Below are 22,788 nucleotides of genomic sequence, written 5' to 3' on the forward strand. Positions count from 1 at the left end.
CACCCGGCGGCCCGCGCCCATCGAGCCTATTGCAGGTCGAGCACCACCACGGACTTGGGTGGCAGCGTCACGCTCAGCGTGCCGCCGCTGATCTGCGCGCCTGTGAACGGGGCGGGCTTGACCGTTTCCGGCGCGTCGAACGTGTTGTGCGAATTGATCGCGGGCGCCGTCAGAATGCGGCCGGAGACGCCGCCAGCACTGAGGCCGTCCAGCTTCACGGTGACCGTGTTGGTCTGGTTCGGATCCAGGTTGGACAGGCCGACATGCACCTTGCCGTCCTTGCCGCGCACCGCCGATCCGCTGACGGCGGGCATCACGAACTTGTCCTTGCTGTACCAGGGCGACGCGATGTCGATCGGCAGCACGGTGGCGTCCTGCCAGGGCTTGTACATCTCGAACACATGGTAGGTCGGCGTCAGGATCATCTTCTTGCCGTCGGTCAGGATCATCGCCTGGAGCACGTTCACCATCTGCGCGATCGCGCTCATGCGCACGCGGTCGGCATGCTTGGCGAAGATGTCCAGGTTGATCGACGCGACCAGCGCGTCGCGCAGCGTGTTCTGCTGGCGCAGGAAACCGGGATTGGTGCCGGGATCGGGCGCGTACCAGGTGCCCCATTCATCGACGGCCAGGAAGACCCGCTTTTCCGGATCATATTTGTCCATCACCTTGCTGTGCCCGGTGATGAGCTCGTCCATCCGCCAGGTCGCGGCCAATGTGTCCGCCCATGCGGTTTCGTCGAAATTGACCGGGTCGGCCTTGGGGGGCCACCCGCCCTGGGGAATGGTGTAGTAATGGAGCGACAGGGCATCAAGCTGCTTGCTTGCCTCCCGCATCAACACCTCAGTCCAGTTATAGTCGCCGCCATTGGCGCCCGCCGCGATCTTCACGGTCTTGGTGCCGGCCGGCACCTTGATGAAGGTCGCGTAGCGCTTGGTGACATCCGCGGCATATTCGGCGCGCATATTGCCGCCACAGCCCCACAATTCGTTGCCGATGCCAAAGGACGGCAGCGCCCACGGCTCCTTGTGGCCGTTGCGGCCACGCTCTTCAGCCAGGCTGCCGGCGGGCGCCGTGATATATTCGACCCATTCGGCCATTTCCTGCGGCGTGCCGTTGCCGACATTGCCGGAGATATAGGCCTCCGCGCCGACCTGGCGAAGCAGCTCGTAAAATTCGTGCGTGCCCACCGCATTGGGCTCGGTCACGCCGCCCCAGTTGGTGTTGACCTTGACCGGACGCTTGTTCCGGGGGCCAATCCCTTCGCGCCAGTGATATTCGTCGGCAAAGCAGCCGCCGGGCCAGCGGATCACCGGCACCGACAGGTTGCGAAGCGCGGCGACCACATCGTTGCGGAAACCGTTGGTATTGGGGATAGACTTGTCGTTCCCGACCCACAGGCCGCCATAGATGCCGTGGCCCAGATGCTCGGCAAACTGGGTGAAGATCCGCTTGTCATAGACGGGGCCGGGCTTGTCCGCATGGATGGTGGCGGTGGTCGGCTTGCCGTCGGTCTGGGCGACGGCGGCTCCGGTCAGCATGGTAGCCGACAGCAGCAGCGCGGCGGCGGTGCTCCGCAGGGCTTTCATCATGGCAATCCCCTCTTTCTGGTTCAGTCGTGGAAGGCGTCGGTGGTCTCGCGCCAGCCGCGCAGGAAGGCATCGGCGACCAGCCGCAGCGGATCGGTGTCCACGTCGCTGCGGCCACCGCGGATCAGCGTGGCGAAGCGGCTGTAGAGGCCGGCATATTCGACATCCTCACCATGTTCGGTGCCGCCGGGCAGCTGGAGCACCGCGCCGCCCTTGCTCAGCTTGAGCGTGCCGGCGTCGGTCTCCACCGTAATGTCCCAGCTTTGCGGGCCGGTCTGCCGCCAGTCGAGATCCATGTGGATCGGCGCCCCACCCGTGTCGCGGAAGTGGAGGTCCGCGGCGATCGGCGCGGCCCGGTTTTCCGGCAGGACCAGCGTGGCGTTCGTGAGGAAGAACGGCCGCGGCAGGATATGGGTGGCGATCGACAGGGCATTGATGCCCGGATCGAACACGCCAAGGCCGCCGGGCTGCCAGATCCACGCCTGGCCGGGGTGCCACACGCGCACATCCTCCCGCCAGACGATCGACACCTTCTCGATCCGGCGCTCGGCGAGCCAGGCGCGCGCGGGCGCGACGCCGGAGGCGAAGCGCGAGTGCCAGGCTGCGAACAGCGTCGCCCCGACCTTGTCCGCCCGCGCATGCAGCGCACTTACCTCCGCCAGGGTGGCGCCGGGCGGCTTTTCCAGGAAGACGTGCACGCCGCGGGCCAGCGCCTGCGCCGCCAGGTCGTAGCGGACCTGCGGCGGGGTGCAGAGCGCCACGGCATCGACCGCCGGCCCTTCGGCCAGCAGGGCATCGAGGCTCGTGTGATGGGGTACGCCCTCCAGCCCCGAATCATGGGGGCTGACGGTGGCGGCAAGGCTGAACGCGCCATTGCCGCGAATGGCCGGCACATGCTGGTCGCGCGCGATCTTGCCGAAGCCGATGATGGCGATGCGGATGGGGTCCATCGGCCTAGAGCGCCTGCACCGTGACCGGGGCGTCGGCGGCGCGCGCCAGCGGGTTGCGGACCGGCAGCGCGAACGGGGCGGCCGCAATCTCGAACACGTCGCCTTCCCGCGTCTGCACGCCGTCGCTGAACGATAACGTCGCGGTGCCGAAGAAATGGACGTGAATGTCGCCCGGGCGCCGGAACAGCGCATATTTGAAGTGATGATGCTCCAGGTTCGACAGGCTGTGCGACATGTTGGCCTCACCCGACAGGAAGGGCTTTTCCCAGATCGTGGCGCCATCGCGCAGGATGCGGCTGGTGCCCTCCACATGGGCGGGAGGGGGACCGACCAGCAGTTCGGGGCCGAGCGCGGCCTGGCGCAGCTTGCTGTGCGCCAGCCACAGATAATTGTGCCGTTCGGTCACATGATCGGAAAATTCGTTGGCAAGCGCCAGGCCAAGACGGAAGGGCGTGCCGTCCGGGCCTATGATGTAGATGCCGGCCAGCTCCGGCTCCTCGCCGCCATCCTTGGCGAAGGCGGGCATGGTCAGCGGATCGGACGGCCCCACCAGCTGCGAGCCGTCGCCCTTGTAGAACCATTCGGGCTGCTGGCCTACTTGGCCCGGCGCGGGTTTGCCGCCTTCCAAGCCTTCCAGGAAGATTCGCATCGAATCGGTGAGGTTCTCGCCGGAGGCCGCCGCGCGGTGCATCTTGTCGCGCCCTTCGGCCGATCCCAGGTGCGTGAGGCCGGTGCCGGTCATGAGCACATGGGCGGCGTCCTCATGGTCGATCGGCGCGATCAGTTCGCCTGCCTCGAACGCCGCGACGATGTCCATCGCGTCACCCTTGCCCGCCGCCGCAACCGCATCAGCCAGCGTGCTCTTCGTCGCGATGGCATGGAGCGCCAATGCACGCACGCTTTCGAAGCCCGGAACGAAATGGGCCCCATCCCCATCGGCGGCGATGACCGACCGGACACCGTTTCCGGCGCGATGCTGCAACAGGCGAAATGTCATGAAATTCTCCTCCCGCGCGCCTCCGGGGGAGGCGTCTTCCATCCCGTCCAAACGACCCTCGCATGTATGCGCGGAGGACCGCCATCCTGCGGACTTCCCTCCCAGCTCCACTAGCGGAGAGGTGTTTTGTCCTTTGAATCCGGCTATTACTCCGACATATTACAGGAAAATGGTGTTGGCAATGTTTGTATTTTAAGACGATCATATCGGCTAGAGCGGGCGTGGGGAGGAGAGTGGATGGCAAAGGACAAGCCGCTGTCGAACGACAGCGAGGCGGATGATGGCCGGCCCGTCCCGAAGCAAACACGGGGTCCCGGGCGGCGCCTGCATGGCGCGATCGCGCACAAGCTGGGCATGGCGATCCTCTCCGGCCAATATGCGCCGGGCGACACGCTTTCGGGCGAGGTGGCCTTCGCCGAGGAATTGGAGGTGTCCCGCAGCGCCTATCGCGAGGCGGTGCAGGTGCTGACCGCCAAGGGGCTGGTGGAAAGCCGGCCCAAGGCGGGAACGCGCGTGATGCCACGCAACCGCTGGAACCTGCTCGATCCTGACGTGCTCGCCTGGGCCTTTGCCGGAGAGCCCGATCTGCAGTTCGTGCGCGACCTGTTCGAGCTGCGCGCCATCGTCGAGCCGGCCGCCGCACGGCTGGCGGCGCAGCGGCGCGACCGCGAGGATCTGCGCATCATGAAGGAAGCGCTGATGGCGATGCGGCGGCACACGCTGGCGACCGACATCGGGCGAGCGGCGGATCGCGATTTCCACAGCGCGATACTAAACGCCACCCGCAACGACGCGATCCTGGTGCTGACCGCCAGCATCGGCGCGGCGGTCAACTGGACCACGCAGTTCAAGCAGCGCTCGCGCGCCCTGCCGCGCAACCCCATTCCCGATCATGCGCGCGTTTATGAGGCGATCGCCGCCGGCGATCCGCAGGCGGCGGCGGACGCTATGGGCGTGCTGGTGGAGCTGGCGCTCGAGGACACGGCGAGCGCCATGCAGCCCTGAGGCGCCCGGGGGCGGGAGCCTCCACGAAAAAGGCCGGAGCGGCGAACGCTCCGGCCTTCCCTCCCCCGAGGATGCGACCCTTGGGGCTATGATGGTCTATTGCGCGTGCTGGTCCGGCAGGGCGTTGGTGACCTTGCAGCCCCAGAGCGCGTAGAACAGCACGTAAAGCTCACAGGCCGCGGTCAGCAGGAAGCTGGTCTGCAGCCCGTACATGTCGGCGAGCCAGCCCTGCACCACGACCAGCGCGCCGCCCGCGATCGCCATGATCAGCAGGCCCGATCCCTCCTCCGTCAACGGACCAAGGCCCTTGATGCCCAGGGTGAAGATCGTCGGGAACATGATCGAGTGGAACAGGCCGACCAGGATCAGCGACCACATGGCGATCGGCCCGGTGGTAAACACTGTCACCAGCATCACCAGGAACGCGCCGATCGAGAAGGCTGCGAGGACATGGCCTGCATCGAACTTCTGCATGATGGCAGAGCCGGCAAAGCGCCCGACCATCATCCCGCCCCACAGGAAGGTCAGGTAATTGCCTGCCTGTTCGTGCGTCAGGTTGGCGATGTCGGGCTGGCTGACGAAATTGACGAACAGGTTGGCGACGCCGATCTCCGCGATCAGGTAGATGAAGATGGCGGGGATGCCGAACACCAGATTGCGGTGGTTCCAGAGCGAATGCTTCTTCCGCTCTTCCTTGTTGTGCCGCTGCGTCGCCGCGCCCATGGCAGGCAGAGGGAAACGCGCGATCACGACCGCCAGCACCACCAGCACGCCGGCCACCAGCACATAGGGCAGCACAACCGACTGCGCGTCGGCCAAACGCTCCGCCTGGGTCAGCACGACGTCGCCCTGCGCCGTACCGCCCTTCGACCGGCCGAGGATCAGATAGGCGCCGAACATCGGCGCCAGCATCGTGCCCGCCGAGTTCATCGCCTGCACGAGGTTGAGGCGCGACGAGGCGGTTTCCGGCTTGCCGACGACCGCGACATAGGGGTTGGCGGCGACCTGCAGCAGCGTGATGCCGCTCGCGATCACGAACAGCATGACCAGGGTCACGCCATAGGAGGGAATCGAAGCCGCCAGCGTCATGCCCAGCGCACCCGCCGCCATGATCAGCAGGCCGATCACCATCGATTTCTGGTAGCCGAGCCGCTCGATCAGCTTGGCCGAGGGTATCGACGCCACGAAATAGGCGATGAACCAGACCGATTCGATCAGCGTCGTCTGGGTATAGCTCAGGTCGAACACGCTGCGCAGATGCGGCAGCAACGTGTTGTTGATGACCGTGATGAAGCCCCACATGAAGAAAAGGCTGGCCAACAGCGCCAATGCGGGGCCATAACGTGTGCCGGGCGTGGACGGTGCGACGGGCACTGCGGTCGAGGAAACGGGTCCTGCCATTCATCCTTCTCCAAAGAAGTCCGGGCGGTGCGGCCGGGGCTTGCACCTTGTTATTTTGTCGGAGTATATGGCTGCGCGGAGCGCGTCAATGGCGTCCGTTCCGGGAGGAAGTCGATGCGAAAGGCGATCATGAACATTTCGACCAAGGCAATCCTGGCCTGCGGCATAGCCCTGTTCGCGGCGAGCGCGCCCGCCCTTGCCGCCGAAGCCAGCCGCGCGCCGGCCGGCCAGCTGGCGGACGGAACCGCGATCGAGACGATCACCCTCAGCAACGGCCATGGGGTCTCGGCCAAGATCCTGACCTATGGCGCGACGCTCCAGTCGCTTTCCGGCCCCGACAAGCAGGGCAAGGTCGCCGACGTGCTGCTGGGCTATGACGATCTTGCCGGCTATGTCGACCATCCCAACTATTACGGCGTGACCGTCGGCCGCTACGCGAACCGCATCGCGGGCGGCAAGTTCACGCTCGACGGCAAGAGCTACCAGCTGCCGCTCAACGACAAGGTCAATTCGCTGCACGGCGGCGGCAAGGGCTTCGACAAGCAGGCGTGGAAGGTCGTCTCGCTGAAGAGCGGACCGACCGCGATGCTGGTCCTTTCGCACGTCAGCCCCGATGGCGATTCGGGCTATCCCGGCAAGCTCGATGTCACCGTTACCTACACGCTCGACGAGCAGGGCAATCTGGGCATTGTTTTCGACGCGAAGACCGACAAGCCGACCATCGTCAACATGACCAACCACGCCATCTTCAACCTGGCGGGCGAAGGCTCGCCCGGCGGGGCGCTCGACCACCTGCTCACGATCCCGGCCAAGGCCTATACCCCGGTCGACGCCAACCTGATCCCCACCGGCGAGCTGAAGCCGGTGACGGGCGGCGTCTTCGACTTCCAGTCGCCACGCCGGGTCGCCGACGGCATCCGCGACGGCCGCGATCCGCAGATCGTCGCGGGCCGCGGCTACGACCATAATTTCGCGCTGGACAAGGGCGCGACGCGCACTCCAGCGCTGGCGGCGCGGCTGGAGGATCCTGCCTCGGGCCGCGTGCTGGAGGTGCTCAGCACCGAACCGGGCGTACAGTTCTATACGGGCAATTTCCTCGATGGCACGCTGGTCGGCAAGGGCGGTCATCTCTACCGCATGGGCGACGGCATCGCGCTGGAACCGCAGAAATTCCCTGACACCCCCAACCAGCCCGCCTTCGGCTCCGCCAGGGTCGATCCCGGCAAGCCCTATCATCATGCGATGGTCTATCGCCTGACGGTCAAGCCCTGAAACAGCTCCGGCGCAGGCCGGTCAGGGGCACGGACTCATTTGAACGGTCCGCTGCCGATCGCAAGCCACCCGTTCGGGCTGAGCCTGTCGAAGCCCTGCACTTTTCTTCAAGGCGCTGTGCCTGAAGAAGAAGGGAGGCCCCCTTCGACTGCCTGCCAGGGCAGGCGCTCAGGACAGGCTTCGACAAGCTCAGGGCGAACGGAGGGTGCGTCCGTAAGCCGCCCTTATCGCCATCCGAAGCCCCAGGATGTGTGCGCCGCCTAGCTGGCGGGATCGTACATGAATTCGCGCAGCTCCTGCGCGCAGCGGCAAGCGACAGCGATCTTTCTCGCCCATTCGACGGCATCGGCCCGCGTCGGCAGTTCCAGCACCGTAAAACCGCCCTTCAGGTGGCTGCCGGGATAGATCTGGGTGGATACCGATCCGTCGCCGGCGACCAGAACGGGATCGACCCGCTCTTCAATTCCTCCCCCGAACACATAGACGCCGGCCGCCTTGGCTTCATCGATGACCGCATGGGCCGCGGCGACGACGAGGGGGAATTCCTCTTCCGTCAGAACCATGGCTTCGCTGGGGAAGGAAATGAGATATTTCGTCATACTGCAACGATGCACCGCCAAGCTGACGGCAGCAAGCCGCCCGGATCGCACCCTCGCACGCCTTGCCTTCTATTGACAGGACAGAAGCCCCATTTAAGGGGAAGGCGCGGCATAGCGTCCGCCTGAATCACCCCTTTTTCTAAGGAAACTCCCGTGTCCGCCATGATCAAGATCACCCTGCCCGACGGTTCCGTGCGTGAAGTCGCGCCCGGCACCACTCCGGCAGAGATCGCGGCGGCGATCGGCCCGGGCCTCGCCAAGGCGGCGATCGCGGCACGGGTCGACGGCGAGCTGCGCGACATCGGCCGGCCGCTGGAACAGGATGCGCGCCTGGCGCTGGTCACGGCGAAGGACGAAGCCGACGCGCTGGAACTGGCGCGCCACGATTTCGCCCATGTTCTGGCGGAGGCGGTGCAGGCGCTGTTCCCGGGCACGCAGATCACCTTCGGTCCCGCGACCGAGGACGGCTTCTACTACGACTTCGCCCCCGCCCCGGAGCGCGGCCCTTTCACCGAGGAGGACCTGCCCGCCATCGAGGAAAAGATGCGGGAGATCATCCGCGCCGACAAGCCGCTGGTGCGCGAGGTGTGGAGCCGCGAGGACCTGATCGCCCGCTGGCGGGCCGAGGGCGAGAGCTTCAAGGCGCAATGGGCGGCGGAGCTGCCCGGCGACGAGGAACTGACCGTCTATCGCTCGGGTGGCGACTGGCTCGACATGTGCCGGGGTCCGCACCTCGCCTCCACCGGCAAGCTCGACCCGCAGGCGTTCAAGCTGACCCGCGTGTCGGGCGCCTATTGGCGCGGCGACCAGAATAACGCGATGCTCAGCCGCATCTACGGCACTGGCTGGCTCAACCGGAAGCAGCTCGAAGCGCACCTTACCATGCTTGAGGAAGCGGCGAAGCGCGACCACCGTAAGCTGGGCGCGGAGATGGACCTGTTTCACCTCCAGCAGGAAGCGCACGGGTCAGTCTTCTGGCACCCCAAGGGCTACATCATCTGGCGCGCGCTGGAGGCCTATCTGCGCCGCCGACTGGATGCGGCGGGCTACCAGGAAGTGAAGACGCCGCAGATCATGGACGCGCGGCAGTGGGAGCAATCCGGCCACTGGGGCAAGTATCGCGAGAACATGTTCGTCATCCCGGACGAGGTGCCGAACACGGAGGACGAAGGCCCGGTCGTGTCGAACGACGCGCAGTGGATGGCGCTCAAGCCCATGAACTGCCCGGCCCACGTCCTGATCTTCCGCCAGGGGATCAAGAGCTATCGCGACTTGCCGCTTCGCCTCGCGGAAATGGGCTGCTGCCATCGCAACGAGCCGCACGGCGCGCTGCATGGGCTGATGCGCGTGCGCCAGTTCACGCAGGACGATGCGCACATCTTCTGCCGCGAGGACCAGCTGGTGAGCGAGGTCGCGCAGTTCTGCGACCTGCTCGACGTGGTCTACAAGGATCTGGGCTTCGCGGATTATGCGATCAAGCTCGCCCTTCGCCCGGACAAGCGCTTCGGCTCCGATGAAATGTGGGACTGGTCGGAACAGTCGCTGCGCGACGCGGTGGCGGCGACCGGCCGCGCCACGCCCGAATGGGGCTGGGAAGAGCTGCCTGGTGAAGGCGCCTTCTATGCGCCCAAGCTGGAATTCCACCTGACCGACGCGATCGGCCGCACCTGGCAGGTGGGCACGATCCAGACAGACACGGTCCTGCCCGAACGGCTCGACGCGTCCTATGTCGGCGAGGATGGGGATCGGCACCGGCCGGTGATGCTGCACCGCGCGATCCTGGGCAGCTACGAACGCTTCATCGGCATTCTGATCGAGCATTATGCCGGCCGGTTCCCGCTCTGGCTGGCGCCAGTGCAGGCGGTGGTCGCGACCATCGTGTCGGACGCCGACGGCTATGCGCAGCAGGTGGTCGAAAAGCTGCGCACGGCGGGCATCCGCGCCGAAGCGGACGTGCGCAATGAGAAGATCAACTACAAGGTGCGCGAGCACAGCCTGGCCAAGGTGCCCAATCTGCTGGTCGTCGGCCGGCGCGAGGCGGACGAGGGCACGGTGGCGCTGCGCGAGCTGGGCAAGGAGGGGCAGAGCGTTCTTTCGGTCGAGGACGTCATCGCCCGTCTTGCAAAAGAGGCGCTGCCACCCGATATGCGGTGAGGCAGAAATGCCGCACGGGGTTGGCGATTCCGCACTAGCGGGGTTGCCGCCCCTTTCGGCTTTGCGCTAAAGGCCGCGAAGAGCCGATGTTCCAACGACCACAGGAGATACTGCTATACGTCCCCCGATGATGCGCCGCCCGCTGGCGCCGCCGCCGAAGTCCGGCCCCCGGTATAACGAGTTCATCACCGTGCCCAAGGTGCGCGTGATCGACGACGAAGGCGAAAATCTGGGCGTGATGTTTACGCAGGAGGCGATCGAGCAGGCCGCCGAGATCGGGCTCGACCTGGTCGAGGTGTCGCCCAACGCCGATCCGCCGGTCTGCAAGTTCCTGGACATCGGCAAGTACAAGTACGAGGCCCAGAAGAAAGCGAATCTTGCCCGCAAGACCCAGAGGACGCAGGAGATCAAGGAGATCAAGATGCGTCCGAACATCGACGATCACGATTACGACACGAAGATGAAGAAGGTCCACGACTTCATCGGCGAGGGCGACAAGGTGAAGATCACCCTGCGTTTCCGTGGTCGCGAGCTTTCGCACCAGCAGCTCGGCATGCAGTTGCTCCAGCGCGTGGCGGAAAATGTCGGCGAGATCGCCAAGGTGGAGGCCTATCCCCGCATGGAAGGCCGCCAGATGCTGATGGTGCTCGCGCCGAAATAAGCACGAAGCCTGCACGATACAGAAAGGGCGGCGCCGCAAGGTGCCGCCCTTTCTGTATCGTGCAGGAATGATTCCGGCCGAATCTTGCCTACCCCTTGCCGGCCTCGGCATACAGGGTGAACTGCGCCTTCAGGCCGCCTTCCGATGCCTGTCCTACCCACAGGTCGAACACGCCAGGTTCCACGATCCGCTGGTTGCCAGCGCCGACGAACTGCAGGTCGGTGCGCGACAGGGAAAAGCGGACGGTCCTGCTCTCGCCCGGCGCCAACGTGATTCGCTCGATGCGCTTGAGCTCGCGGATCGGGCGGGTGCGGCTCGCGACCCTGTCCCTGATATAGAGCTGCACCACTTCGCTGCCCTTGCGCTTGCCCTTGTTGGTAAGGCGCACTGTCACCTCGATCGCCGAGTCCCAGCGCAGCGCGGTGTCGGACAGCTTCAGCTGGTCCAGCGCGAAGTCGGTGTAGGACAGGCCATGGCCAAAGGGGAATCGCGCACTGTTGTCGGTGGTGGCATAGCGGGCGCGATATTCCGTCGCGCCATTGCCGACCGTGGGCCGCCCGGTCGACTTGCGGTCGTAGAAGAAGGGCTCCTGCCCGCTTTCCCAAGGGAAGCTGACGGGCAGCTTGGCGGAGGGATCGGCTGTGCCGAAGAGGATGTCGGCGATGGCGTGCCCCGCCTCGCTCCCCAGGAACCATGTGGCGAGGATCGCGCTGGCGTTCGCGACGCCCTCGTGCAGTGCCAGCGCGCGGCCATGGCGCAGCAAGACGACGACCGGCTTGCCGGCCGCCGCGACGGCGTCGGCCAGCGCCTGCTGCGCCGCGGGAATCTCGATCACGGTGCGCGATTGGGCCTCGCCTGACATATCCTGCGACTCGCCGATGGCCAGCAGCACGATATCCGCCTCCTTCGCGGCTGCGACCGCCCGAGCGATGCCGCCGTCGATCGGCCGCGCGATGTCGCACCCCTTTTCCACCGTCAACAGGGCCGGATCGGGCAGCGCGGCGCGCAGGCCGGTCGCGATATCGATGCCCTTGTCCGGGTCGCCATAGAAGGCCCAGGGCCCATAGAGATTGGCGCGGTCCTCGCCAAAGGGGCCGATCAGGGCGATCTTCTGCCGTTTGCCAGGGTCGATCGGCAGTACGCCGTCATTCTGGAGCAGGACGACCGACCGCGTCGCCGCCTCGCGCGCCAGCGCCCGGTGCGCGGGGGTGGCGATACGGCTCTTCTCCGCTTCCTCGTCCAGAGAGCGCCAGGGATTGTCGAACAGGCCCAGCGCCGTCTTCACATAGAGGATGCGACGCACCGCGACATCGAGAGTCCCCATCGGCACCGCGCCACTCTTCACCAGATCGGGGATATATTTGATGTAGAGACCGCTCTGCATCGACATGTCGACGCCGGCCAGCACCGCCAGACGCGCAGCGTCCCGCTCGTCCTGGGCATAGCCATGGGCGATCAGTTCTTCGTCGGCGGTATAGTCCGAAAAGACGAAGCCGCGGAACTGCATCTCGCCGCGCAGCAGGTTGGTCAGGAGGTCGCGGTCGGCAGTGGCGGGAACGCCGTTGATCTCGCTGAAGGCCGCCATGGTGGTGAGCGCGCCGGCGGCGAAGGCTGCGCCGAAGGGAGGCAGATGTGTTTCACGCAGCGTCTCGTCGGAAATGTCGACGCTGCCATATTCCAGCCCGGCGGCAACCGCGCCATAGGCGGCGAAATGCTTGGGACAGGCGAGCAGGCTATCGTCGCGGCGCAAATCACGTCCCTGGAAGCCGCGCACGCGCGCGGCGGCAAACAGGCTGCCCAAGGTGACGTCCTCGCCTGCGCCCTCCACCACGCGCCCCCAGCGCTGATCGCGCGCCACATCCACCATCGGCGCGAAGGTGAGGTGGAGGCCCGCCGCCGTCGCCTCCAGCGCCTGCACCCGCGCGGTGCGCTCGGCGAGTCGGGGGTCGAAACTCGCCGCTTCGGCAAGTGGCACGGGGAAGATCGTCTTGAGGCCGTGGATCACGTCGCCCGCAAACAGCAGCGGAATGCCGAGGCGACTGTCCTTGACCGCAATCTCCTGCGCGCGGCGCGCGCCGGCGACGCCGATGCCGTTGAACAGGCAACCGACCCGGCCCTTTCGGATTTCCTCCGCCAGGCGCTTCTCGTCCTGGATGCCCACCTGCGGATTGGGCGGGTTGAAGGGGCGGAAGCTGTCGGCAAGGCAAGTCATCTGCCCCGCCTTCTCCTCCAGCGTCATACGGCCGATCAGTTGATCGACGCGCGTCACCTCGTCCGCTGCAAAAGCGCGGCGGGGGAGAGGGAGGGAAAGAAAGCCGGCAAAGGCTGCGGTCAGAACGGCGCGGCGGTCGAAGGTCATCGGGCGATGGGTAGCAGGGATAGCATGAACGAGAGTTATCCGGGAAACGCCCCGTCATGGATAATGTTGCGGAGACGACCCAGGGGAGTGGGCGAACGTCTTTGTATGAGTTATCATCCCCTTGAGACACAGGCTCGGCAAAGGAGAAGAGGATGACGGAACTGGGCGCAATCACCCGGCGCGACGTGGTGGGCGGAATCGGCATGGGCCTGGCGGCGGCCAGCATGCCCGCGCTGGCAGCGACGCCGGGACGCAAGATCGGTTATGCGATCGTCGGCCTCGGTTCCTATGCGACGCGGCAGATCATGCCCAATTTCGTGGGCTGCGAACATTCGCGCATCGTCGCGCTGGTCAGCGGCACGCCCGCCAAGCTGGAACAATATGGCGCGCAATATGGCGTGCCCAAGACGCACTGGTACAATTACGGCAATTTCGACCGCATTCGCGACAATCCGGACATCGACGCGGTCTACATCATCCTGCCCAACAGCATGCATGCCGAATATACGGTCCGCGCGGCGCAGGCGGGCAAGCATGTGATGTGCGAGAAGCCGATGGCGATATCGGTCGCGGAATGCGAGACGATGATCGCCGCCTGCCGGAAGGCGGGCAAGAAGCTGATGATCGGCTATCGTTCCCGCTTCGAGCAGTATAACCGCCTCGCCATCGAGCTGGCGCGGGGCGGCCATGTCGGGCCGACGCAGATCATCACCGCCGAGCACGGCTTCTACGCGCGGCCGAACCAGTGGCGGCTGGACAGGCCGCTGTCGGGCGGCGGGTCGCTGATGGACATCGGCATCTACAGCCTCAACGCCACGCGCTACCTGACCGGGGAGGAGCCGGTGGAGGTGGTCGCGAGCGAATCGACCGACAAGTCCGATCCGCGCTTCGCCACGGTGGAGGACCGCATCAACTTCCTGCTGCGCTTCCCCTCCGGCGTCGCGGCGACCTGCGTGTCGAGCTACAGCTCCGCGCACAACAGCTATCGCGTGATCGGCACGCAGGGCTACATCGATATGGAGCCGGCAACCCCCTATGAAGGGCACAGCATGCGCATCCGCAAGGACGGGCAGGTGACCCAGCGCACCTTGCCCCCGGCGGCCAAGACCCAATGGGCCGGGCAGCTCGATCATCTGTCCGAGGCGATCCTGAACGGCACGGACGTGATCGTGCCCGGCGAGGAAGGCCTGGCCGACATGCGCGTGATCGAGGCGATCTATCGTTCCGCGCGAGAGGGCCGCGCCGTCAAGGTGCAGGCATGAGCGGTGCGCATGCCGCACGGCGGGAGGTGCTGATCGGCGTGGGCGCAATGGCGCTGGCGGGCTCTCGCGCCTTCGCGCAGCCGGTCGCCATCCCGGCGGGGGTCACGCGGATCGATCCGGCGCTCGATCGCATCCTCGATCCGGCGGCGCAAGTGGAGGTGCTCTCGCGCGGCTATGGCTGGGCGGAGGGGCCGGTATGGGTGCCGCAGGAGGGCGGCTATCTGCTGTTCTCCGATCCGCGCGCCAACATCGTTCACCGCTGGGACGAAAAGGGCGGCGCGCGGCCTTTCCTCCAGCCATCGGGGCTGCAGGGGCCAGTGCCGGAGGGCGTCCGCGAGGCGGGTGCGAACGGGATGCGGCTCGATTCATCGGGACGGCTGGTGATCGCGGACAGCGGGACGCGGGCGATCGTGCAGATCGACTTGCGCACCAAGAAACGAACCATCCTGGCCGACCGGTTCGAGGGCAAGCGCTTCAACAGCCCCAACGACCTGGTGCTGGCGGCGGACGGCGCGATCTATTTCACCGACCCGCCCTATGGCCTGACGGCGGGGGACACTTCGCCTCTGCGGGAACTCGACTTCAACGGCGTCTTCCGCCTCGCGCCAGACAGCACGGTAAGCGTGATCGACCGCAGCCACTCCCGCCCCAACGGCATCGCTCTCTCACCGGACGGGCGCACGCTCTACCTGGCGCTGAGCGACCTCAAACAGCCGCATGTGCTGGCCTATGCGCTGGGTGCGAAGGGCATGCCCACCGACATGCGCGTCTTCCGCGACATGGCGGCGCAGCGCGACCAGCACCTGCCGGGCCAGCCCGACGGCATCAAGACCGATGCGATGGGGCATGTCTTTGCAGCCGGTCCCGGCGGCATCCATGTCTGCTCCCCGGAGGGCACGCTGCTTGGCATCGTCGCCACCGGCAAGCCGATCGCCAATTGCTGCATCGGCAATGGCGGCAAGACGCTGTTCCTGACCTCGTCCGACATGCTGTGCCGGGTCGCGCTCAGAGGCGGTTGAGGGCACATCCGCGACCCGGGACGGAAAACCGATGGAAGGAACGATCGCCGTTCTGCGCCGTTCGTTCCGCGAAGCGAGTTTCGAACCTGCTAAGGAGACGGCGGATGACGGACTGGAAGGTACGGATCAGGAATTGCGCGATCGGCATGCCGGCCATGGCGGCGTGCCTCTTCGCCGTCCCGTCCTTCGCGCAGGCCGCCAATCCAGGCTGCCCCACCGCCGCGCCGCCAGTGACGGTCATCCAGGCCAATGCCTTCTACAAGAAGGGGACCGTAGAGCGCGATGGGGCGCTCTTCGAGAAGAACCGCGCGGGGCTGAAGCCCATCTTCGATTTCCAGAATGCCATCGCCCGAAATTCGGACGCCTTTGTGATGCAGGGATCGAAAGCGGCGAAGGCTTGCGCCGACGCGTTGATGCTGGGGTGGGCGAAGCGCAATGCCCTGACCGGTTTTGGGGCCGGGATCAGGCAGCGCGACTACCAATCCCATTTTGTGCAGCACTGGACCGCCGCCAGCCTCGGCCTCGCGAGGATCAAGCTTGGTCCGCTCGCCTCAAGCGCCGACGATCGGATCGTCCGGGAATGGCTGAAGCGGCTCGCCCTGAGCGTCCGCGACTTTCATACCCGGGTGACGAACCGCAACAACATGTTTGACTGGGCAGTCCTGACAGTAGGATCGATCGGATATGCGACCCGGGATCGCGCTCTCGTCGCCGACGCCGACAGCATGTTCCAGCTTGCCCTGAACCAGATTCAGGACAAGGGATTCCTGCCGCTGGAAATGAAAAGGGGTCGCCGTGCCGCTTCGTATCACGCGTTTGCTGCCCAGCCGCTCGCCCTTTACCAGCTCATCCGGACGCAATGCGGAGGGAACCGGGCGCAGCAGGCTAAGCTGACCAGCCTGATCAACCTCGTCCGAACCCTGCAAACCGATCCGAACAGCATCCAGTCCCAGGCCAATGTGGCTCAGAGCCCGATCGGAAAACAACCCTGGCTCAACGTCTGGGATTCGGTCAACGGCCGAGCGTCGCGCGAGCAGCCGTCCAGTTCGCGCTACATAGCGGGAAATTCGCAGTCGCTGGCGAAGGCGCTTTCCGGCAGGTGCCCGGCCATATCCTGACCCGTGTCCGACCATGGGAGGTGGGGGATGGGCGTACCACGGCCGTCCAGTTCATTTTGGACTGCATGACGGAAATAGCGAAGGGCAGTGGTGGACAGGGCTGGATTCGAACCAGCGTACGGGAAACCCGGGCAGATTTACAGTCTGCTGCCTTTAACCACTCGGCCACCTGTCCAGTCGCCTGACCGGCAAAGGCGATCGCCCGTCCGGCTGGAGGGCGCTCAATGGCGAAAGGAGGCTTGCCTGTCAATGGTCCGATGTGAAAAGAGCGGGGGATGAAAAAAGGTCATCGTTCCTCCAAGCCCAAGGGCAATTTCCCCCGCTTCTACGGCCGCCATGCGGTCACCGCCGCGCTCGCCAATCCCGACCGAACGGTGCGCAAGATCTGGGGCACGCGCGAAGCGCTCGGCGCGCTCGATCTGCCGCCGGTGCTGCCCATCGTCTATGCGGACGTAGCCGATCTCGGCCGGATGGTCCCGGCCGATGCGCCCCACCAGGGGATCGTGGCGGAGGTGGAGCCGCTGGACGACGTCTGGCTGGGCGACGTGCTGGAGGACGGGCAGGATGACAGGCGGCCCGTGCTGGTGCTCGACCAGGTCACCGACCCGCACAATGTCGGCGCCATATTGCGTTCAGCCGCCGCCTTCGACGCGCTGGGCATCGTAACGCAGGATCGGCATGCGCCGCCCGAATCGGGCGTGCTGGCGCGTGCGGCATCGGGCGCTCTGGAGATCGTCCCCTGGGTGCGGGTGGTGAACCTGGCCCGCGCGCTCGACGAGATTGCTGAGGCGGGCTACTGGCGCATCGGCCTCGACGGCGAGGCGGACACGGTGCTGGGCGAAGCGATCGGCGAATCGCGCGTTGCGCTGGTGCTGGGGGCCGAGGGCGAAGGGCTGCGCCACAACAGCATGGCGCATTGCGACATTATCGCTAAACTGCCGATCAGCCCGCGGATGGAGAGCCTGAACGTCTCCAACGCTGCGGCGATCGCGCTCTACGCCGCTGCCGCCGCCAGATAGCAACGGCGGCGCAGGCGCCGGACGGGGGATGTCTATGGTCGGTCTGCTGCGTGCCGCCGCCGCGCTGGTGGCGCCTTTCCTGCTTTCTGCCTGCCTGGTGACACCGGGCAAGTTCGACGCGTCGCTCGACATCCGCGCCGACCGCAGCTTCCGCTTCGCCTACAAGGGTGAGATCATCGCATCGCAGGCAGGGGAGGAGACGGGCGACCCGCCCGCACAGCTGCAAAATGAGGAAAGCGCCTATCAGAACGTCCTGCTGTGGCAGGAAGGTGGCGACACCCCCACGGAGGGCTTCCGCGACAAGAACGGCCAGGACGATACGCCGCGGATGGAGATGATCGCTGCCGCATTGGCCAAGGAGAAGGGCTTTCGCTCCGCGCGCTATCTGGGCAACCGCACCTTCGCCATTGACTATGCCATTGCCGGGCGGCTGGACCACGCCTTCCTGTTCCCGTTCAACATCGACGCGCAGATCGTGCTGCCCTTCGTTGCGGTGGAGCTGCGGGGCGAGGACCGGGTACGGGTGAAGGCGCCGGGCTTTGCCAACGGCTTCGACCGAAGCCAGGGGCCGGCGATGGGCGGCGGCGTGGGCGACGACGCGGCGAAGGCGCTCGACGGCACCTTCACGCTGACCACCGATGCGGAGATCGTCAGCCAGAACCAGGAAGACGGCGCACAGGACACGCCGCAGGGCAAAAGGATCGTCTGGAAGGTCACGCCCATGACCGAGGACGCCCCGGCCGCGACCTTGCGGCTGCGGCCGTGAGCCCGGAGCGGCGGATCAGTCCTCCGGCGCGATCGTCACGCGCAGGCCATCCAGCGCATCGCTGAACACCAGCTGGCACGACAGGCGGCTGGTCTCGTTGCGCTGGTCGGAGCTGTCCAGCAGGTCGTTCTCGTCCTCGCTCATCGGAGAGAGCGCGCCGGCGAAGGCCGGATCGACATAGACGTGGCAGGTCGCGCAGGAACAGCAGCCCCCGCACAGCGCCAGCAACTCGTCAAAGCCGTTATCGCGGATGATCTCCATCACGCTGAGGCCGTTGTCGCCCTCGACAGCCTGTTCCTCGCCCGCACGGTTGACCACGATCAGTTTCGCCATCTATCCATCCCCAGATCAATTCCCGCCGCTCTTAGAAAGGGTATCTGGGAAATCAAGGACAAACGGCAGCGGCATGGTGACGACGGCGGAACAGTTGCGAGACGGCATAGACGCGATCGCGGCGGTCGAACCCGCTTTCGCCGCGGCGGTGGGACGGGTCGGCTACCCCCTGCCCCGCGTGCGTGCGCCAGGCTATGAAACGCTGCTGCGCACCATCGTAGGGCAGCAGGTCAGCGTCGCGGCAGCAGCGGCCGTCTGGCGCAGGCTGGAGGCGGAGTTGGGCGAGGGCTGCGCGCCCGAGGCGCTGCTGGCGCGCGATTTCGACGCGCTGCGCGCCTGCGGCCTTTCCCGCCAGAAGCAGGGCTATGCCCGCAGCCTGGCCGAACTGGTGGCCAGCGGCGCGCTGGATCTCCACGCCCTGCCCCGGGACGACGAGGAAGCAATAGCGCAGCTCGTGCGCATCAAGGGGATCGGGCGATGGTCGGCGGAAATCTACCTGCTCTTCGCCGAGGGTCGGCCCGATGTCTGGCCGGCGGGCGACCTCGCCGTCCAGATCGAGGTCGGGCGTATACTTGGCCTGCCCGAGCGGCCGAGCGAGAAACTGACCCGCGAACTGGCCGAGCGCTGGCGTCCGCATCGCGGCGCTGCAGCGATCATGGCCTGGCACCATTACAACACCGAGGTACTCTGACATGCCCCTGCCCCATGCCCGCTACATCGTCCTGGAACACGAGGGCGCCTGGAAGATCAACCTCGACAACCGCTATTACGGCCCCTTCCCTACCCAGGCGCAGGCGGTCGATAATGCGACCGACAGCGCGCGCAAGGCGGGTGATGCCGGCTATCCCGCGTCCGTCCTGCTGATGAAGGGATCGGCATTCGACACGCTGTGGACCAACGTCCCGGATTGACGCGATGATTCTTTCGATCCGCCGGGAACCAGTCGCAGCCCTCCGCATTTAGGCTTCCGGGAAATACGGGCGTTGGAATGGGCAAGAAGGTTCTCATCGTCGAGGACGAGATTTTCGTCGCACTTGAAATCGAGCAGATCGTCGAGGACGCCGGGCTGACCGTGCGCGCGATCGCCGCCGATCGCGAGGCGGCCCTGGCGGTTGCCGGCGAATGCGACATCGCCCTGGTAGACCTCAACCTGCGCGACGGTCCCACCGGTACCGCCATCGGCAAGGAACTGGCCAGCCGCTACGGCATCCGGGTGATCTATGTCACGGCCAACCCCGCGCAGATCGGGGAGGCGAAGGCTGCGGCGCTCGGCGTCGTCACCAAGCCGTTCCGGGCCCCCTGCATCACCGCCGCGCTACGCTTCGCGACCGGTGAGGCGCCGGTAGACGCGGTTGCCGGCTTCACGCCCTTTGCGGAGGCACACGGCTCATTGAGCGAGATGGGATCCAGAGGCTGATGCACAGGCCGTCGGGGCGCCATTCGCGCGCCATCCTGCCGCCCAGCTGACGTTCGACGCTCAGCGCCATCAGCCTGCTGCCGAACCCTTCCGCCGTGGCGGGGGTGACCGGCGGTCCGCCCTCCTCTTGCCAGTCCATGCGGATGTCGCTGCCATCGCCCGCGACATGCAGCCGCACCCGGCCGGTGGGGCTGGAAAGGGCGCCATATTTGGCGGCGTTCGTCGCGAGTTCGTGGAACAGAAGCGCCAGCGGCGTAGCGGATCGGTCATCGATCGCGGGATCATCGCCCGATACCAGGATGCGCGGCTCCTCCCCCTTCCGATAGGGCAGAAATATCTGGTCCAATATGCCGCGCAGCGCGCCCCGGCCGGTCGCGACCTCCGCCTTGTGGATACGCACGAAATCATGGGCGCGCCCGAGCGCGAGGATACGGTCGCGCAGGTCGTCGGCCACATCCTGTATCTCGGGATGCGCGCGTGCCGACAGGCCGATCAGCCCGGCAATGACCGAAAAGATGTTCTTGATGCGGTGGGACAGCTCGTGCGCGATCAGCTCGCGCTCTTCCATCATCAGCCGCTGTTCGTGGATATCGGTGCAAGTGCCGATCCAGCGGACCACCCTGCCCGACGCATCCCGGATCGGCAGCGCGCGACCCAATGTCCAGCGATAATCACCGCTGCGATGGCGCAGCCGATATTCGATCTCATAGGGGTCACCGGTCTCGAGCGAGCGGCTCCACCGGGCCCATGCCTTGGGCACATCCTCCGGATGGAACATGTCGCTCCACCCCTCGCCGTCTGTCGTCCCCGGAGGGACACCGGTGAATTCGTACCAGCGTGCATTGTAATAGTCGTGATAACCGTCGGGCAACGTGGACCAGACCATCTGTGGCATGGCGTCGGCGAGCGTGCGGAAGAGGCGGTCGCTCTCCGCCACCGCCTCCGCGTCGCGGCGCTGCCTCGCCAGCGCCTCGCGGTCGCGACGGCGGCCTTCCAGTTCCAGCATCACCTGGCGAGCCAGCAGCAAGAGCCCTTGCCGCTGCAACGGCGTGAGATCGGGGCGGGGCCGCGTGTCGATCACCCCGACCGTCCCCAGGGGCATGTCCCGCGCGTCGATCAGCGGCGCGCTGGCGTAAAAGCGGATGTGGGGGGAACCGGTCACGAGCGGATTGTCGCGGAAACGCGGGTCCTGCGCGGCGTCGGGAACGACGAAGATGCCCTGCTCCATCATCGCCTGCGCGCACAAGGAGACGTCGCGTGACGTCTCCTCCACGTCGATGCCGGTGCGGGCGACGAAGCGCTGCCGCTGGTCCTCCACGATGCTGACAATCGCGATCGACGTTCCGCACAGCGCGGCGGCAAAATCAGCGATGGCATCGAGGGTGCGGAAGCCCCCGGCGTCGAGATCGTACAGCGCGATCAGGGCCGCGCGGTCCGTCTCGAGGCCGGCGTCTTCAGCCATCGCCCACCCGCTCGATATCGGCGCCGACCGCCGACAGCTTTTCCTCCAGCCGCTCATAGCCGCGGTCGAGATGATAGACGCGGTTGACCTGGGTCTCGCCCTCCGCCGCGAGGCCGGCGAGGATCAGGCTCATGGATGCGCGCAGGTCGGTCGCCATCACGGGCGCGCCGACCAGCCGGTCGACCCCGCGTACCACCGCGGTGCGGCCGTTGACGCCGATGTCCGCACCCATGCGCGCCAGTTCCGGCACATGCATATAGCGGTTTTCGAAGATCGTTTCGGTCAGGACGGATGCGCCGTCCGCCAGCGTCAGCATCGCCATGAACTGCGCCTGCATGTCGGTAGGGAAGGCCGGGAAGGGCGCGGTGGAAAGCGTCAGCGGCTTGAGCTTCCCGTCGGAAGAGACGCGGATGCCGTCCCTTATCGTCTCCACCTGCACGCCAGCCTCGCGCAGCGCCGCGAGAATGGCGTGCATATCGTCCGGATCGGCGCCGACCAGGTCCAGCGACCCGCCGGTGATCGCTGCGGCACAGGCATAGCTGCCCGCCTCGATCCGGTCGGGCATCACGCCATAGGTGGCGCCGTGCAGCCGGTCGCGACCGCGGATGACCAGCTTGTCGGTTCCCACCCCCTCGATATCCGCGCCCATGGCGAGAAGGAGGTTGCAGAGGTCGACGATCTCCGGTTCGCGCGCGGCGTTTTCCAGCGTGCAGGTGCCTTTCGCCAGCACGGCGGCCATGATGGCATTTTCGGTCGCGCCGACCGACACCACCGGAAAGGTGTAGATGCCCCCCGGCAGGCCGCCGTCGGGCGCGCTGGCGCGGACATAGCCGGCCGCCAGCTCGATATGCGCGCCAAACGCCTCCAGCGCCTTCAGATGCAGGTCGATCGGCCGGTTGCCGATGGCGCAGCCGCCCGGCAGCGACACGCGCGCTTCACCCTCGCGCGCCAGCAGCGGACCCAGCACCAGGATCGACGCCCGCATCTTGCGCACGATGTCGTAGGGCGCCTCGGTCGAGGTGACCCGGCCGGCGCGTAGCGTCATGACGCGCCCGAAATCCTCGGGTCGCGCGCCTTCGACCATGGTCGAAGCGCCGAGCTGGTTGAGCAGATGGCCGAAGCTGTCCACATCCGCCAGGCGCGGCAGGTTGCGCAGGGTGACCGGCTCGTCGGTCAGCAGCGCGCAGGGCAGCAGCGTCAGGGCCGCATTCTTTGCGCCGGAAATGGGAAGGCGGCCGTTGAGGGCGTTGCCGCCGCGAATGTGAATGCGGTCCATCAGCTGGGTTCATAGCGCCAAACGCGGGCCGCGCAAGGCGGGGGGCGGGTCATGACGTCTCGCCCCGCACCCATCACATCGACGTGCCGTGACAATATTTCGACGCCCGGCCGAACATTGATCGAGTTT

The 22,788-nt window shown here is 66.3% G+C and carries 22 protein-coding genes and 1 tRNA gene; 12 read left to right on the forward strand and 11 right to left on the reverse strand.

Going from position 1 to position 22,788, the window contains the following annotated elements; genetic code table 11:
- Positions 1-26: 26 nt before the first annotated feature.
- The 3 genes from M529_RS39500 to araD1 are packed head-to-tail and all read right to left on the reverse strand — an operon-like array spanning position 27 to position 3,536.
- On the reverse strand, positions 27-1,592 hold the full coding sequence (locus M529_RS39500; RefSeq protein ID WP_021318792.1) for an alpha-N-arabinofuranosidase: 1,566 nt from the start codon (positions 1,590-1,592) through the stop codon (positions 27-29).
- Positions 1,593-1,612: 20 nt separating this feature from the next.
- Positions 1,613-2,539 carry a Gfo/Idh/MocA family protein gene (locus tag M529_RS39505; protein ID WP_021318793.1) on the reverse strand — a complete coding sequence of 309 codons (927 nt, stop codon included), beginning with the start codon at positions 2,537-2,539 and terminating at the stop codon, positions 1,613-1,615.
- Positions 2,540-2,543: 4 nt separating this feature from the next.
- Positions 2,544-3,536 carry an AraD1 family protein gene (gene araD1, locus M529_RS39510; RefSeq protein ID WP_021318794.1) on the reverse strand — a complete coding sequence of 331 codons (993 nt, stop codon included), beginning with the start codon at positions 3,534-3,536 and terminating at the stop codon, positions 2,544-2,546.
- Positions 3,537-3,773: 237 nt separating this feature from the next.
- Between araD1 and M529_RS39515 the strand changes: the two genes are divergently transcribed.
- Complete coding sequence (locus M529_RS39515) at positions 3,774-4,541, forward strand: FadR/GntR family transcriptional regulator (RefSeq protein WP_021318795.1); 768 nt, start codon at positions 3,774-3,776, stop codon at positions 4,539-4,541.
- A gap of 96 nt (positions 4,542-4,637) precedes the next feature.
- Here the strand turns inward: M529_RS39515 and M529_RS39520 are convergent, their stop codons facing one another.
- On the reverse strand, positions 4,638-5,942 hold the full coding sequence (locus M529_RS39520) for a sugar MFS transporter (RefSeq protein ID WP_031295137.1): 1,305 nt from the start codon (positions 5,940-5,942) through the stop codon (positions 4,638-4,640).
- Between the two features lie 129 nt (positions 5,943-6,071).
- Between M529_RS39520 and M529_RS39525 the strand changes: the two genes are divergently transcribed.
- Positions 6,072-7,214, forward strand: coding sequence for an aldose epimerase family protein (locus tag M529_RS39525; RefSeq protein WP_152522625.1), 1,143 nt, complete (start codon positions 6,072-6,074; stop codon positions 7,212-7,214).
- 260 nt (positions 7,215-7,474) lie between these two features.
- Here the strand turns inward: M529_RS39525 and M529_RS39530 are convergent, their stop codons facing one another.
- Positions 7,475-7,813, reverse strand: coding sequence for a YciI family protein (locus tag M529_RS39530; RefSeq protein ID WP_021318798.1), 339 nt, complete (start codon positions 7,811-7,813; stop codon positions 7,475-7,477).
- 162 nt (positions 7,814-7,975) lie between these two features.
- On the opposite strand from M529_RS39530, the gene thrS reads away from it, so the two are divergent.
- Both thrS and infC read left to right on the forward strand, forming a co-directional pair.
- On the forward strand, positions 7,976-9,967 hold the full coding sequence (gene thrS / locus M529_RS39535; RefSeq protein ID WP_021318799.1) for a threonine--tRNA ligase: 1,992 nt from the start codon (positions 7,976-7,978) through the stop codon (positions 9,965-9,967).
- Positions 9,968-10,094: 127 nt separating this feature from the next.
- Positions 10,095-10,628 carry a translation initiation factor IF-3 gene (gene infC / locus M529_RS39540; RefSeq protein ID WP_021318800.1) on the forward strand — a complete coding sequence of 178 codons (534 nt, stop codon included), beginning with the start codon at positions 10,095-10,097 and terminating at the stop codon, positions 10,626-10,628.
- Between the two features lie 88 nt (positions 10,629-10,716).
- Here infC and bglX read toward each other — a convergent pair whose 3' ends face one another.
- Positions 10,717-12,987, reverse strand: coding sequence for a beta-glucosidase BglX (gene bglX, locus M529_RS39545; RefSeq protein WP_021318801.1), 2,271 nt, complete (start codon positions 12,985-12,987; stop codon positions 10,717-10,719).
- Positions 12,988-13,139: 152 nt separating this feature from the next.
- On the opposite strand from bglX, the gene M529_RS39550 reads away from it, so the two are divergent.
- Both M529_RS39550 and M529_RS39555 read left to right on the forward strand, forming a co-directional pair.
- Positions 13,140-14,249, forward strand: a complete 1,110-nt coding sequence (locus M529_RS39550; RefSeq protein WP_021318802.1) for a Gfo/Idh/MocA family protein — start codon at positions 13,140-13,142, stop codon at positions 14,247-14,249.
- Positions 14,246-15,268 (forward strand): SMP-30/gluconolactonase/LRE family protein, encoded by a 1,023-nt coding sequence (locus M529_RS39555; protein WP_021318803.1) that lies wholly within the window; start codon positions 14,246-14,248, stop codon positions 15,266-15,268. Before M529_RS39550 ends, M529_RS39555 begins: the two co-directional genes overlap by 4 nt.
- Here M529_RS39555 and M529_RS49780 read toward each other — a convergent pair.
- Positions 15,255-15,509, reverse strand: coding sequence for a hypothetical protein (locus tag M529_RS49780; protein WP_161626364.1), 255 nt, complete (start codon positions 15,507-15,509; stop codon positions 15,255-15,257). The two genes, M529_RS39555 and M529_RS49780, sit on opposite strands and share 14 nt — an antisense overlap.
- Between M529_RS49780 and M529_RS39560 the strand changes: the two genes are divergently transcribed.
- Complete coding sequence (locus M529_RS39560; RefSeq protein ID WP_161626365.1) at positions 15,499-16,386, forward strand: alginate lyase family protein; 888 nt, start codon at positions 15,499-15,501, stop codon at positions 16,384-16,386. The genes M529_RS49780 and M529_RS39560 overlap by 11 nt on opposite strands.
- An 88-nt stretch (positions 16,387-16,474) precedes the next feature.
- Here M529_RS39560 and M529_RS39565 read toward each other — a convergent pair.
- Positions 16,475-16,561 (reverse strand) — tRNA-Tyr (locus M529_RS39565).
- A 100-nt stretch (positions 16,562-16,661) separates the two neighbouring features.
- On the opposite strand from M529_RS39565, the gene M529_RS39570 reads away from it, so the two are divergent.
- Positions 16,662-17,405, forward strand: a complete 744-nt coding sequence (locus M529_RS39570; protein WP_021318806.1) for a TrmH family RNA methyltransferase — start codon at positions 16,662-16,664, stop codon at positions 17,403-17,405.
- A gap of 34 nt (positions 17,406-17,439) precedes the next feature.
- Positions 17,440-18,171, forward strand: a complete 732-nt coding sequence (locus M529_RS39575) for a hypothetical protein (RefSeq protein WP_021318807.1) — start codon at positions 17,440-17,442, stop codon at positions 18,169-18,171.
- A 15-nt stretch (positions 18,172-18,186) separates the two neighbouring features.
- On the opposite strand, the gene M529_RS39580 is transcribed toward M529_RS39575, so the two are convergent.
- Positions 18,187-18,504: a 2Fe-2S iron-sulfur cluster-binding protein gene (locus M529_RS39580; protein ID WP_021318808.1), complete on the reverse strand. Its 318-nt coding sequence runs from the start codon at positions 18,502-18,504 to the stop codon at positions 18,187-18,189.
- Positions 18,505-18,577: 73 nt separating this feature from the next.
- Here M529_RS39580 and M529_RS39585 point away from each other — a divergent pair, with 73 nt between their 5' ends.
- The 3 genes from M529_RS39585 to M529_RS39595 all read left to right on the forward strand — a co-directional run bounded on the left by M529_RS39585 (position 18,578) and on the right by M529_RS39595 (position 19,921).
- Complete coding sequence (locus M529_RS39585; protein WP_021318809.1) at positions 18,578-19,195, forward strand: DNA-3-methyladenine glycosylase family protein; 618 nt, start codon at positions 18,578-18,580, stop codon at positions 19,193-19,195.
- Between the two features lies 1 nt (position 19,196).
- On the forward strand, positions 19,197-19,415 hold the full coding sequence (locus tag M529_RS39590; RefSeq protein WP_021318810.1) for a hypothetical protein: 219 nt from the start codon (positions 19,197-19,199) through the stop codon (positions 19,413-19,415).
- A gap of 77 nt (positions 19,416-19,492) precedes the next feature.
- Entirely contained in the window at positions 19,493-19,921 is a 429-nt protein-coding gene (locus M529_RS39595) for a response regulator (protein WP_021318811.1), read from the forward strand.
- Here the strand turns inward: M529_RS39595 and M529_RS39600 are convergent.
- Both M529_RS39600 and murA read right to left on the reverse strand, forming a co-directional pair.
- On the reverse strand, positions 19,866-21,383 hold the full coding sequence (locus tag M529_RS39600; protein ID WP_021318812.1) for a PAS domain-containing protein: 1,518 nt from the start codon (positions 21,381-21,383) through the stop codon (positions 19,866-19,868). The genes M529_RS39595 and M529_RS39600 overlap by 56 nt on opposite strands.
- Positions 21,376-22,659, reverse strand: coding sequence for a UDP-N-acetylglucosamine 1-carboxyvinyltransferase (murA, locus tag M529_RS39605; protein WP_021318813.1), 1,284 nt, complete (start codon positions 22,657-22,659; stop codon positions 21,376-21,378). The genes M529_RS39600 and murA overlap by 8 nt, the downstream gene beginning before the upstream one ends.
- Positions 22,660-22,788: the final 129 nt, after the last annotated feature.

It is taken from the genome of Sphingobium ummariense RL-3, from assembly GCF_000447205.1.
GTDB classification, from domain to species: Bacteria; Pseudomonadota; Alphaproteobacteria; order Sphingomonadales; family Sphingomonadaceae; genus Sphingobium; species Sphingobium ummariense.